The sequence below is a fragment of the Hypericibacter adhaerens genome (assembly GCF_008728835.1).
Lineage (GTDB): Bacteria > Pseudomonadota > Alphaproteobacteria > Dongiales > Dongiaceae > Hypericibacter > Hypericibacter adhaerens.
The window spans coordinates 4,307,155-4,320,408 of record NZ_CP042582.1; the positions used below are offsets into that span (position 1 = coordinate 4,307,155).

The following is a 13,254-nucleotide window of genomic DNA, read 5'->3' on the forward strand; positions in this document are numbered from 1 at the left end:
TAGCTCCTCCCTATCGATTAGCACCCAGTTGGATACGCGCTCTTGTTAGTTTCAGCGCGATCGCCCGTCATTTCCTTCGCGGGCTCTTGCGCCGCCGATCCCCGATCCGGGGACTAGCCCTCCAACGCCTTGCGGACCGCCACCAACCGGCGGGCCCGCTGGCTCTGAAGCTCCTTGATGCCGTCCGGCGTGTAGCTGAAGATGCCGCCGCCGCTCTTGATGCCCAGTTGGCCTTTGGCCGTGCGCTGCGTCACATAGGGGCTGACATCGCCCCGCGCGCAAAGCTCCTTGTTCAGATAACTGCCGACCGACTGGTAGATGTCCAGGCCGGCCATGTCGAGCAGCGCCATGGGACCGACCACCGAGAGCTTGTAGCCGATGCCCCAGGAGACGCAGGCATCGAGCCCTTCGGGATCGATCACGCCCTGCTCGACCAGGTCGCAGCATTCGCGCATCACCGCATAGAGCACGCGGTTCTCGACGAAGCCCGGCACGTCCTTCTTGACCCGGATCGGGATGAGGCCGAGCCTCTTCACGAACGCCGCCATCCAGTCGGCGGTCGCGGGCGCCGTCTCGCGGCCCGCCACCACCTCGATGATCGGGATGATGTGGGGCGGGTTCGACCAATGCATGCCGACGATGCGGCCCGGCGCCGAGTTGCCGGCCTGGAGCTTGGTGATGGGGATGCCCGAGGTGTCGGAGGCGATGACGCACTCCTTGGGCACCAGCTTGTCGATCTCGGCCAGGACCTGGAGCTTGAGCTCGAGCTTCTCCGGCACGTTCTCGATGACGAGCCCGGCGCCCTTCACCGCGGTCGCCAGATCCTCCTGGATCGCGACTTCGGCCTGGCTCCGGTCCGCCATGCCCAGCGTCGCCAGCACGCCCGCCGCCATCTTCATCGCCTGCGGCGCCTTGGCGCGCTGCTCGGGCGAGAGGTCGAAGGCGGCGACGGTCATGCCGGCGCGTGCGAGCACCGCCGCGATGCCCGGCCCCATGGTCCCCAGACCGATGAGCGCAACCCTGGTCATGATCCGCTGTCCGTCCCCCTCGAGGGCCGGGCGCCGGCCTTGTCCGGCCGGTCGTCCCGCCCTTCCTCGCTTACCCTATCAGCCGGCGATCGCCTTCTTGAAGGCGGGCCGCGTCAGCAGCTTCTCGCGCCAGGTCCGGAGCTTCGGCAGCGGCGGATGCTCGATCGGAAAATCGAGGCAGCGCGTGATGATGGAACCCAGCGCGAAATCGGCCAGCGTCATCTCCTTGCCCGCGATCCAGTCCCGGCCCGCGATGCCGTTCTCCAGGATCTGGAGCAGCCCGATCAGCTCCTTGCTGTCGGCCGCCCAGCCGGCGCCGCGCTCGGCGGCCGGCTTCTTGGCGTCCTTGAAGATCGAGACATAGGGCGCGTTGAGCGAGGCGAGCTGCCAGTCCATCCAGCGCTCGACCTCGCTGCGCTGCGCGGGATCGGCCGGATAGAACTTGCCGCCGTTCTTGTTGGCGAGATAGCGCAGGATCGTGTTCGATTCCCAGATGATCGTGCCGTTGTCGTCGAGCGTCGGCACCTTGCCGTTCGGGTTGAGCTTCAGATAGTCGCCGCCGGTGTTGTTGAACTGGCGGCCGTAGTCTTCGCGCTTGTAGGGGAGCCCCAGCTCCTCCAGCAGCCAGACCACCTTCTGCACGTTGCCCGATGTGCCGCGTCCCAGAACCCTCAGCATTGTCCTATCCCCGCCCTGTCTCGTTGTTCTCGTGTGATCTCGTCTCGTCGTCCGGCCGGTGCTTCCAAGCGCCTCAGCGCACCGGCCTATAGGCGATCGCGTCGATCTCGATCTTGCAGGAGATGACCGCGCGCGCCTCGACGGTGGTGCGCGCGATGCGGCCTTCCGCGAAATACTCCTTGAAGACGCCGTTATAGCGGCCGAAGTCGCGCGCGTCCTCCAGATAAACCGTCATCTTCACCACATCCGAAAGGTCGGCGCCCTCGAGCGCCAGGATGCGGCGGATCGATTCGAGGGTCCAGCGCGTCTCTTCCTCGATATTGCCGACGCACATGTTGCCCTGCTCGTCCTTGGCCACCTGGCCCGAGACGAAGATATAGTCGCCGGCGCGGACCGCCGGATGGAAGGGCAGGTTCGGGTTCTTCTTGCCGATCGGCTTGATGGCGTCGTTCATGGCGATGCTCAGAGGACCGAGGTTTCGACGATATCGACGCCGCGCTGGCGGTCGATCAGATAGAGCAGCCCGCGGCTGTCCATGGTGACATCGTTCGAGGAGGCGAGCTCGAAGCCTTCCGGCGGATCGGGCTCGAAGAATCCGACCTCCTTCGGCGCGAAGGGATCGGCGATGTCGAGGATGCGCAGGCCCTTGGCGAACCAGGCGAAGGGAATGATCGTGCCCTTGAAGCGCTCGGAGGGCTGGTGGCAGCCGCGCATCGGCGGCTGCGGCGCGCCGTCGGGATCGACGCCCTCGACCTGGAAGGTCGAGATCGGAATCGGCAGATGCTCGTTGGTGATGTCGTATATCCAGGTGAAAGCGGGCGCCGCCGGCCAGAGCTTCGCCACATCCTCGTCGGCCACCACCATCACGCGCCGGCCCTTGAGCGGCTCGGGAATGGCAAGGCAGGTGTGGGTCGGGTGCGGGAAGGTCGGCGAGGTGTTGATGCCGGAGATGGCCTTGGGCTTCGACAGGTCGGAGATGTCGAGGATATAGAAGCCGTGATGCCAGTAGCTGACATAGAGCCGGTTGCCCACGCGCAACGGGTGATGGCAGCGCGGCGGCGTCCAGTTGTCCCAGGGATATTCCTCGCCGCCCGCCTTCCACTGGCCGGGGATCCACCAGCGCCCGACCTCCTCGGGCTTCGCCGGATCCTTGAGGTCGAGGATCATGGCGATATTGCCGATGTAACCCTCCGCGGTCGGCGAGATATAGGCGTAGCGCCCGTCGAAATCGTAGCGGTGCACGCCCTTGCCGTGGGTGCGCCATTTGGTGATGAGCCTGGGTTCGGCCGGCTTCGAGACGTCGTAGATGCCGAGCCCGCCGCCGAACTCCGCGACGCCCTCCGTGCCCTGGCGCTCGTGATTGACGATCATGATGCCGTCGGCGACGCGCACCTTGTGGGAATGCCAGCCGGCGGGCACCTCGACCTTGGTCAGGATCTTCGGCTTGGTCGGATCGGCGACATCCACGATCGTGGTGCCGGTCGGCTGGCGCATATGGCCGATATAGAGCGTCGTGCCGTCGACCCAGACCTGGCCGCCGCCAGGACAGTCGATATGCGCCAGGGGCTTGGTGTTCTTGGTGCGAGCCATGATCTCCGAAAATGCCGGTCGATGCTGCGGTGAAGGCGGTGCGGCGGCGCGCCGAAAGAAACGGCCGGCCCGTCAGACGAGACGGAAGATCTCGCCCGAGGACCGGCGCCCGTGCTTCTGGTAGAGAGCCAGGGCCTTGAGCGTCGGCTCGTCCGAGGCGACGAACAGGATCGCGGGGTCCTTCTCCGACGTGTTCACATGCTCGCACCATTCGCCGCCGGGCACCGCGAAGGTGTCGAACGGCTCCCAGTCGAGCTTCTTGCCGCCCACGATGCTGTAGCCGCTCCCCTCGAAGGGCGCGCAGAGCAGGCTCGCGTTCTGCTTCAGGGGCAGCGTCTTCTCTCCCGGGCGCAGCATCTGGGCGAAGAAGGTGATGGTCCGGTAGACCGGGCCGCCCGTGGTGGGATCGACATATTCCACCATCAGCGCCTCGTAGGGATCGCCGTCCCAGTTGCGGAACTTCTCCAGGAGCTCGCGCATCATCTCCCAGCGATAGACATACATCGGCGAGGCGGCGCCGGTGCCGCGGTGATGCGACAGGAAGCGCGGCATCAGCCCGCCATGGCCATAGACGCGCTGCGAGTAATCGGCCGGGAAGCGCTCGCTCTGCACCTGCTTCTTGATGCGCTCGCCCTTCACCTCCTCGTGATAGTCATGCTCGAAATAGGTGGCGTTGAGCATCTCGGTCAGCGGCAGATCGAGGACGCTGAGATTGATCGCCGGGTCGCCGCCCTTGTTGCCGTGATTGTGCCAGGTGTCGTGCGGCGTCAGCACCATGTCGCCGGGGCCGAACACGATGTTCTCGCCCTCGACGCCGGTGAAGTTCGACATGCCGGTCAGGCCGAAGCGGATCGCGTTGGGCGAATGGCGGTGCGGCGGCATGATCTCGTTGGGATCGTTGAGCCGGTAGGCCGTGTACATCGTGGTCACGCTGGCGCGGCGCGGCGCCAGGCCGGGATTGACCAGGATCAGCGAGCGGCGCTCGGAGGATTCCATCGTGATCAGCTCGGCCGAGCGGTGCAGCAGCGGCTCGATGTCGGTCTTGTACTTCCAGAGGAAGGGGATCGCCTTCTTCTTGTCCATGACCTGGCGGTCCTCGTCATGGACGTTCTTCTGGTCGACCGCCCAGAACGGCGCCATGCAGCGCTCGAACACGTCGGCATGGAGCTTGTCCATCGCCGCCTTGCGATTGTCGCCCTCGACCCTGACCGTCATATTTTCTCGCCTCCCTGCTCACGGCCTCGCGGCCGAAGCGGTTCCTGATGTCCCCGGGATGGCCGATCCGGTTGCCCGAACCAATCGGACTCCAAGTGGTTCATATTGTTACGCAAACACTAGCGGCGGCTGTAACCAATCGTCAAGTTTGAATCTGGTCCCCGCCGCGGCCCGGCGCCGGCCGTGCGGTTCGAGCCGAAGACGGCGCGAAAGCAGCGGGGCGCGTCGGCCCGGACCACCGTCGCCGCCCCTGTCCGCCGCGGCACCGGGCGGGCCGATACCAATTTTCTCGGTTGGGCGTCGCGGAGAACCGCCTTGACGCGTAACGCAAACCATTTTAGTCAATTGGTATCACTTGCCGGCGGAGCCATCTGGATCGGGACCATGGAAGCCTATGAACAGACCGCAGCGAGGCTGCGCCAACTGATTTCCGACGGCGATATCGGCGAAGACGGACGCATCCCGCCCGAGCGCGTGCTGGCCAGCGAGCTGGGGGTCGGCCGGCGTTCCCTGCGCCGCGCCCTCGAAATCCTGGAGAGCGAGGGCCGCATCTCGCGCCAGCAGGGCCGCGGCACCTTCATCCAGGCCTCGCCCTTCACGGCCGCCGCCGCGGGCGCCGAGGTTCTCGACAATATCCTCGAGCATACGAACCCGCAGGAAGTGATCGAGCTCCGGCTCGCGACCGAGCCGGTGATCGCGCGGCTGGCCGCCCTGCGCGCCTCGCAATGCGACATCAAGAAGCTGCAGCGCCTCGCGGCGGAGACCCGGGCCGCGGCCGGCGCCGAGAGCTACGAGCAGGCCGACCAGGCCTTCCATCGGGCGGTCGTCGAGGCGTCGCGCAACGCCCTCTTCCTCGCCGTGTTCGACGCGGTCGGTGCCGCGCGGCGCGACGAGGCCTGGCGGCGCGTGGGCGAGAACGCCCATTGCTTCAAGCGCCAGGCGGTCCATGCCGATTTCCACGCCGAGATCGTGGCCGCGATCGCGGCCCGCGACGGCGAGCGCGCGCAGTCGGCGATGTATCGCCATCTGAGCGATATCCAGCAGCATATCCTGCGCCACGCCTTCTCGCTGCATACGGCCCCGGTCGCCGGCGCCGCCCAGTAAGGCGCCGCCGCTCTCGCTCTTCGTCCGCCGCTCTGCTTCAGCGACAGAGCGTACGCCGCAAGCCTGCGCACGAGCATCGCGACGGGCAGCCTGTGTGTTGGGCGAACGTCGCCATGATCTCCGATCTCTCGCTTGCGAGTCGCGATGCCCGTGCCACAATTCCGGCACGGCTCATGCATATGCCTGATGCAGAGTGGGTGTAGAGGTAGAGCTGGCTGACGCTTGCATGCGATCCGATCGATGACATCGAGGGAACAGAATCGTCATGCGGTATGCCCCATGCGATTGAATCGCGTTCAGTCTCGATCGGCGGAAATCGCATCGGGATGCGCATTGCATCGGGCGCGGCAAACGGTGGGAAAGCGCCGCTTCGCGCCGGCGTGGGCACCGCCGCCGATCGGATCGCGACGGCGGCGTTGCTCCCGCGATGCGCGTCGGAAGCCTGTCCGTCGCCATCTATCGCGCCGGCCGCAGGGTTTGCCCGATGACAGCGTGTTTAGAGTGAATGGTGTGATGGGATTGATTGCATGTCTGTGCAAATTGGCGTCATTCCGGCATAGCCGACGATGTCATTGATGGAGCATCGATTTCCGAAAGCCGCGCGGAACACCGCGGCAGGCTCTGCACGCAAATGCGGCATGACCGCCCTTTTGTTCCCCTGGGGCAAAAATATTTCGAAATGCGCCTTGACCGACTCGGATGACAACCTTTCTTCTTTATATGGGTTATCAGATTTGACGCTCAGATCGCTGATTCGAGCGGAAGAATCCTATGCCGCCTCTGGTTAGCCGGGTGTGCCTCGAGCCGCCTTGGGGCGTGCTTCCAGCACTCCGGAACGATGCAATAAGCCGGCGCGTTAAGGGGTTTTATTAACCACTTGCGCGCAGCATTAACCACATCCGGAGGCACTGGAGGGGATGGATCCCCGAAAGAAGGGCAAGCCGGAGGAAGGAGCGAAGGTTTCATGCCTGAGATTGGCATGACCCTGACAAGATTGCTCCACGGTGCACGAGTGACGCACTCGAGACCGATGAAAGCGCTCGACGATGTAGCGCGGGCGGCCTTAGGCGGCCAACAAGACCCATCGATCACCAGGACTGCGGCAACGGCACAGCCCTTCGCCAGCAACCTCGACGGCAGCGAGGCCTTTAGACCGGTGATCTGAGGAGATCCAGATGGGCGTTGTTGAGAATATCTTTTCGCGTTCCTTGCAGAACTACGAGAGCCGGCGCGAGCACGACATGCCCTTGCTCGATTATCTCGAGCTGTGCCGCACCGACCCCATGGCCCATGCCACCGCCGCCGAGCGCATGGTCGCCGCCATCGGCGAGCCCGAGGTGGTCGATACCGCCAAGGATGCGCGCCTCGGCCGCATCTTCATGAACCGCACCATCAAGACCTACCCCTCCTTCGCCGAATTCTACGGCATGGAGGACACGATCGAGCGGATCGTGAACTTCTTCCGCTTCGCGGCGCAGGGGCTCGAGGAACGCAAGCAGATTCTCTATCTCCTGGGGCCCGTCGGCGGCGGCAAGTCCTCGCTCGCCGAGCGCCTCAAGTCGCTGATGGAGCGCATGCCGATCTACGTGCTCAAGGCCGGCAACCAGCTGAGCCCGGTGCTGGAGAGCCCGCTCGGCCTGTTCGATCCCGAGCAGATGGGCCCGACGCTCGAGCAGCAGTTCAACATCCCGCGCCGGCGCCTGACCGGGCTGCTCTCGCCCTGGGCGGTCAAGCGGCTCGACGAATTCAAGGGCGACATCTCGAAGTTCACCGTCGCCAAGCTCTTCCCGTCCAAGCTGCGCCAGATCGGCATCGCCAAGACCGAGCCCGGCGACGAGAACAATCAGGACATCTCGAGCCTGGTCGGCAAGGTCGACATCCGGATGCTCGAGCTGCACAGCCAGAACGACACCGACGCCTATGCCTATTCCGGCGGCCTCAACCGCACGACGCAGGGCCTGCTCGAGTTCGTCGAGATGTTCAAGGCGCCGATCAAGATCCTGCACCCGCTGCTGACGGCGACCCAGGAAGGCAACTATGTCGGCACCGAGAACATCGGCGCCATCCCCTATCAGGGCGTGATCCTCGCCCATTCGAACGAGGCGGAATGGCAGACCTTCAAGAACAACAAGAACAACGAGGCCTTCATCGATCGCGTCTGCGTCATCAAGGTGCCCTACTGCCTGCGCGTGACGGAGGAGCAGAAGATCTATCAGAAGCTCATCCGCGGCAGCGACCTGGCGGAGGCGCCCTGCGCGCCCGCGACCTTGGAGATGCTGGCCCGCTTCTCGGTCCTGTCGCGCCTGCGCGTCCACGAGAACTCGAACCTCTACTCCAAGATGCGCGTCTATGACGGCGAAAGCCTGAAGGAGACCGATCCGCACGCCAAGTCGATGCAGGAATACCGCGACGCGGCCGGCGTGGACGAGGGCATGGACGGCATCTCGACCCGCTTCGGCTTCAAAGTGCTGTCGGCGACCTTCAACTACGACAATACCGAGGTCGGGGCCGATCCGGTCCACCTCATGTACATGCTCGAGCAGGCGATCAAGCGCGAGCAGTTCGGCGACGATGTCGAGAAGCGCTATCTCGAGTTCATCAAGGCGGAGCTGGCGCCCCGCTATGCCGAGTTCATCGGCAACGAGATCCAGAAGGCCTATCTCGAATCCTACAGCGACTACGGCCAGAACCTGTTCGACCGCTATGTCGACTATGCCGACGCCTGGATCGAGCACCAGGACTTCAAGGATCCGGATACGGGCCAGCTCCTCGACCGCGAGCTCCTGAACCAGGAGCTGACCAAGATCGAGAAGCCGGCGGGCATCGCCAATCCCAAGGACTTCCGCAACGAGGTGGTGAAGTTCGCGCTGCGCGCGCGGGCCGCCAATCACGGCAAGAACCCGTCCTGGACCTCCTACGAGAAGATCCGGGAGGTCATCGAGCGGCGCATGTTCAGCCAGGTCGAGGACCTGCTGCCGGTCATCAGCTTCGGCAGCAAGAAGGAGACCGAGACGGCCAAGAAGCATACGGATTTCGTCGAGCGCATGACAGCGCGCGGCTATACCGAGCGCCAGGTGCGGCGCCTCGTCGAGTGGTACATGCGCGTCAAGCAGGCAGGATGACGAGCAGGCAGAAAGGCCCATGAATATCATCGACAGGCGGCTCAATCCGCAGGGCAAGAGCCTTGCCAACCGCCAGCGCTTCATTCGTCGAGCCCGCAAGCAGATTGCCGAGGCGGTGCGGGAAGCCTCCGGCAAGAGCTCCGTCTCCGACCTCGGCGGCGGAGGCAAGATCAAGATCCGGCGCGACGGCATCGACGAGCCGCAGCTCTATCATTCCGGCAAGACGGGCGAGCATACCCACGTCGTTCCGGGCAACCATGAATATGTCGAGGGCGACCGCATCCCCCGTCCCAAGGGCGGGGGAGAGGGTCGCGGCCGCGAGGCCTCGGCCGACGGCGAGGGCGAGGACGCGTTCCAGTTCGTCCTGACCCAGGACGAGTTCCTCGACCTGTTCCTCGAGGATCTCGAGCTGCCGGACATGCTGAGGAAGCAGCTCAAGAAAGCCGACAGCTTCCTGCCGCGTCGGGCGGGCTATTCGGTGTCGGGTGCCGCCACCAACCTCAACCTGGTGCGCACCATGCGCAACAGCCTGTCGCGGCGCATCGCCTTGAAGCGTCCCCGGCCGGCCGAGATCGCGGCGCTCGAGAGCGAGCTCAAGACCCTGACCGAGAGCGGCGACGATATCGAGCGCTGTCGCGAGATCGAGGTCGAGCTCGAGCAGCAGCGCCGCCGCGCCAAGCGCGTGCCCTTCATCGATCCGGTGGATGTCCGCTACAACCGCTTCGAGCTGGTGCCGCAGCCCGTCGCCAGCGCCGTCATGTTCTGCCTGATGGACGTGTCGGGCTCGATGACCGAGCATATGAAGGACCTGGCGAAGCGCTTCTACAAGCTGCTCTACCTGTTCCTGTCGCGCCGCTACCGCAACGTCGAGATCGTCTTCATCCGCCACACCCATGTGGCCCGCGAGGTGGACGAGGAGACCTTCTTCAACAGCCGTGAGACCGGCGGCACCGTCGTCTCGACCGTGCTGGAGGAGATGCTGCGGGTGCTGCAGGACCGCTATCCGCGCGACCAGTGGAACATCTATGCCGCCCAGGCCTCGGACGGCGACAACCTCTCCAGCGACAACGCCAAGAGCGCCTCGCTGCTGGAGAAGCGGATCCTGCCGCTCTGCCAGTATTTCGCCTATCTGGAGGTCGGCGACGAGGAGGACGGCTTCAATCTCGGCAGCGAGATCTGGCGCACCTATGAGCGCCTCGCCAAGACCGGCCACCCGCTCGCCATGCGCAAGGTCAACAAGCGCAACCAGATCTTCCCCGTGTTCCGCGAGCTCTTCGCCCGCGACCAGTCGACCGGGAGGGCGGCATCATGAACGATGGCGGCGTGCTCCTCGACGGCGAGAAGACCGAATCCCGCATGCGGTTCGACTGGGATTTCGATTCCCTGCGCCGCAGCTACGACCAGATCAGCGACATCGCGCTCGGCGAGTTCAAGCTCGACATCTATCCGAACCAGGTCGAGGTGATCACGGCCGAGCAGATGCTCGACGTCTATTCCTCGATCGGCATGCCGCTGATGTATCTGCACTGGTCCTTCGGCAAGCATTTCGCCCGGGACGAGACGCTCTATCGCCGCGGCCTGCGCAATCTCGCCTACGAGATCGTGATCAACGCCAATCCCTGCATCAGCTATCTCATGGAGGAGAACTCCATGACGATGCAGACCCTGGTGATCGCGCACGCGGCCTTCGGCCACAACCACTTCTTCAAGAACAACCATCTGTTCCGGCAATGGACCGACGCGGACGGCATCCTCGACTATATGGAGTTCGCCAAGGCCTATATCGCGCGCTGCGAGGCCCGCTATGGCGAAACGGCGGTCGAGCGCGTGCTGGACGCGGCCCATGCCCTGATGACCCAGGGCGTCAACCGCTATCCGCGCCGCAAGGCCGGCGGGCTCGAGGAGGAGGAAAAGCGGATCCAGGACCGGCTGGCGGAACAGGAGCGCTCCTATAACGACCTCTGGCGCACCGTCCCCCAGAACGGATCGCGCGAGAAGCGCCGCACCACCGAGGCGGAGCGCCGCCAGATCCTGGGCCTGCCGGAAGAGAACGTCCTCTATTTCCTGGAGAAGAAGGCGCCGCTGCTGAAGCCCTGGCAGCGCGAGGTGCTGCGCATCGTGCGCCACATCGCGCAGTATTTCTATCCGCAGAAGCAGACCAAGGTCATGAACGAGGGATGCGCCACGATGGTGCATTACGAGACCTTGAACCGGCTCCACGAGAAGGGCCTGCTCGGCGACGGGGCGATGGTCGAGTTCCTGACCTCCCACACCAACGTCGTGCTGCAGCCCGATTTCGACGACCGGCGCTATGGCGGCATCAACCCCTATGCGCTGGGCTTCGGCATGATGCAGGACATCAAGCGCATCTGCCTGGAACCCACCGACGAGGACCGCGCCTGGTTCCCGGGCTTCGCCGGCAACGGCGACCCTTGGGGCACGCTCAAGGACGGCTGGGCCAACTATCGCGACGAGAGCTTCATCCGCCAGTTCCTGAGTCCCGCCCTCATCCGCAAGATGAAGCTGTTCGCGGTGGTCGATGACGGGGTTTCCGACCTGGTGGTGAAGGCGATCCACAACGAGCGTGGCTACCAGACGGTCCGCAGCGCGCTGGCGCGCCAGTTCGACGTCGCGCAGAAGGAGCCGGAGATCGAGATCGTCGATGTCGATCTCGACGGCGACCGCCGCCTCATGCTGCAGCATCGGGTCTACGACAATGTCCTGCTCGCCGAGGAGGACATCCAGCCCGTGCTGCGCCATCTGGCCGATCTCTGGGGCTACGAGGTGAGCCTGAGCGAGATCTCGGCCAGCTCGGAGGCGGTGCTGAAGCAGCACACGGCCGGCCCGACCGGCGCGCTTGCCGCCACATGAGGATCCTTCCCATCCAAGGACCGGGCGCGATCCTTTCCCGGTCGCGAACGGCACCGGCAGCCCGCGCTTTCTCGGGCCTGGTCCGGGAGCTGATGCGCCGATCCTCGCAGCGCCGCACTCGCCGGCGCGCCGACCAGCACGGACGCCAGCCGGCCTCTCGGCGGTAAGCCGGCGACGAGCCGCTCAGGCCCGGTCCGCCGGCTCCATCTCCTGCGCCAGCAGATCCTGGTAGCTGTCGCGCCGGCGCAAGCTCGCGATCGAGCCGTCGAGCTTCACCATCACCGCCGCCGCCCGCGGACGGCCGCAATAGGTGAACATCTCGCTCAGCGTATAGGCGCCGACGTCGAAGATCGCGACCAGGTCGCCCGGCGCGGTCGAGGCCGCCATGGCGCGCGTCGGCGGGAGATGCAGGATGTCGGCGGTCAGCGCCTCGTCCAGGTCCATGCCGAAGCGCTGCTGCAGCTTCGGCAGCAGATACTCGCCCTCGGTGTCATAGAAGCAATCCGCCGAATCGCAGAGCGGCCCCACCAGGCGGAACTCCGTGCGTGCGGCTTCGTCGGCCCGATTGGCGGTCGCCATATGGTAGTACCAGCGCGTCACCGCCAGATCGAGCAGCATGTTGTAGCCGGCATCGAGATAGAGCCAGGGCTGCTCGCCGCGATGCTTCTGGTTCTCGACCCGGCTCAGCAGCACCGCCGTGTCGCCGACGATGGCGCGGCCCGGCTCGAAGAGCAGCTCGGTATCCCCGCTGAGCTTGCGGCTCATGGCCGCCGCTACGGCCTCGACCATGGTCGCCGCCCGTTCCGGCGCGCCATAACGCTCGAGCACGGGATCGTTGCCGCGTCGATGCCGGTACTCGATCGGGTAGCCGCCGCCCAGGTTGACATGCGCGAAGGGCCGCCCGATGGCCGCGGCCAGGGTCGCCGCAGCGCCGGCGGCGAACTCCACCGCACCCAGGAAGGAAGCGGTCTCCGCGACCTGGGAGCCGATATGCAGGTGCAAGCCGACAGGATCGAGCGCCTGCGAATGGGCCGCCAGGAGCCGCAGCAGCTCGGGCAGGTCCGCCTGCGTCATCCCGAACTTGGTCTTGGCGTTCCCGGTCTGGATCGAGGCGAAGGCGCCGCCGGTGAGGCTCGGCACGAGGCGCAATGAGACCTTGGCGCGGGCTGACCGGGCGTGGGCCAGCCGGGCGATGCGCTCGAGCTCGAAGACCGAATCGACATTGATGGCCTTGATCCCCAGCTCGATCGACCAGTCGAGCTCCGTCGTCGATTTGCTGACGCCGTTGAAGACGATCTCGGAGGGTGCGAAACCGGCATAGAGCGCCTTGTGCAGCTCGCCGCCGGAATTCACCTCGATCGCCAGCCCCTCGCTGCGCAGGATCTTGAGAACGTGGATGTTGGAGCAGGCCTTGCTGGCATAGCAGACCGTGCTCGACGGATGGCCGTTGCGCGCAGCGGCCAGGAAGGCCGCCGCGTTCGCCCGCAAACGGCGCTCGGAGAAGACGAAGAGCGGCGACCCGTATTCCCCGGCCAGCGCCACCAGATCGCGGCCGTCCAGGGTCAGATGGCCGCCCTGGACGCCATTGCCGGCGATGGCGTCTCGGTTTGTCGTCGTCATGGGTTCCCGCCTTTCCGGCCCGGCGG

General features: G+C 65.3%; 10 protein-coding genes. 4 read left to right on the forward strand and 6 right to left on the reverse strand.

All coding sequences use genetic code 11. The features are described from left to right. Positions 1-113 precede the first annotated feature (113 nt). The 5 genes from fhmpcd1 to FRZ61_RS19295 form a co-directional block, all read right to left on the reverse strand. Positions 114-1,028 carry a 5-formyl-3-hydroxy-2-methylpyridine 4-carboxylate 5-dehydrogenase gene (gene fhmpcd1, locus FRZ61_RS19275; protein ID WP_225308903.1) on the reverse strand — a complete coding sequence of 305 codons (915 nt, stop codon included), beginning with the start codon at positions 1,026-1,028 and terminating at the stop codon, positions 114-116. Between the two features lie 78 nt (positions 1,029-1,106). Next, positions 1,107-1,706, reverse strand: coding sequence for a glutathione S-transferase family protein (locus FRZ61_RS19280; RefSeq protein WP_151119258.1), 600 nt, complete (start codon positions 1,704-1,706; stop codon positions 1,107-1,109). Positions 1,707-1,779: 73 nt separating this feature from the next. Continuing rightward, positions 1,780-2,160, reverse strand: coding sequence for a RidA family protein (locus tag FRZ61_RS19285; protein ID WP_151119259.1), 381 nt, complete (start codon positions 2,158-2,160; stop codon positions 1,780-1,782). Positions 2,161-2,168: 8 nt separating this feature from the next. Further along, positions 2,169-3,296, reverse strand: coding sequence for an LVIVD repeat-containing protein (locus FRZ61_RS19290; protein WP_151119260.1), 1,128 nt, complete (start codon positions 3,294-3,296; stop codon positions 2,169-2,171). 72 nt (positions 3,297-3,368) lie between these two features. After that, on the reverse strand, positions 3,369-4,511 hold the full coding sequence (locus FRZ61_RS19295) for a cupin domain-containing protein (RefSeq protein ID WP_225308904.1): 1,143 nt from the start codon (positions 4,509-4,511) through the stop codon (positions 3,369-3,371). Between the two features lie 384 nt (positions 4,512-4,895). On the opposite strand from FRZ61_RS19295, the gene FRZ61_RS19300 reads away from it, so the two are divergent. The 4 genes from FRZ61_RS19300 (at position 4,896) to FRZ61_RS19315 (ending at position 11,608) form a co-directional block, all read left to right on the forward strand. Further along, on the forward strand, positions 4,896-5,615 hold the full coding sequence (locus FRZ61_RS19300) for a FadR/GntR family transcriptional regulator (protein WP_151119261.1): 720 nt from the start codon (positions 4,896-4,898) through the stop codon (positions 5,613-5,615). Between the two features lie 1,175 nt (positions 5,616-6,790). Then, positions 6,791-8,737 (forward strand): PrkA family serine protein kinase, encoded by a 1,947-nt coding sequence (locus FRZ61_RS19305; protein WP_151119262.1) that lies wholly within the window; start codon positions 6,791-6,793, stop codon positions 8,735-8,737. A gap of 19 nt (positions 8,738-8,756) precedes the next feature. Next, complete coding sequence (locus FRZ61_RS19310; RefSeq protein ID WP_151119263.1) at positions 8,757-10,049, forward strand: YeaH/YhbH family protein; 1,293 nt, start codon at positions 8,757-8,759, stop codon at positions 10,047-10,049. Then, positions 10,046-11,608 carry a SpoVR family protein gene (locus tag FRZ61_RS19315; RefSeq protein WP_151119264.1) on the forward strand — a complete coding sequence of 521 codons (1,563 nt, stop codon included), beginning with the start codon at positions 10,046-10,048 and terminating at the stop codon, positions 11,606-11,608. The genes FRZ61_RS19310 and FRZ61_RS19315 overlap by 4 nt, the downstream gene beginning before the upstream one ends. Positions 11,609-11,791: 183 nt before the next feature. Here the strand turns inward: FRZ61_RS19315 and lysA are convergent, their stop codons facing one another. After that, positions 11,792-13,228 carry a diaminopimelate decarboxylase gene (gene lysA / locus FRZ61_RS19320; RefSeq protein WP_151119265.1) on the reverse strand — a complete coding sequence of 479 codons (1,437 nt, stop codon included), beginning with the start codon at positions 13,226-13,228 and terminating at the stop codon, positions 11,792-11,794. Positions 13,229-13,254: the final 26 nt, after the last annotated feature.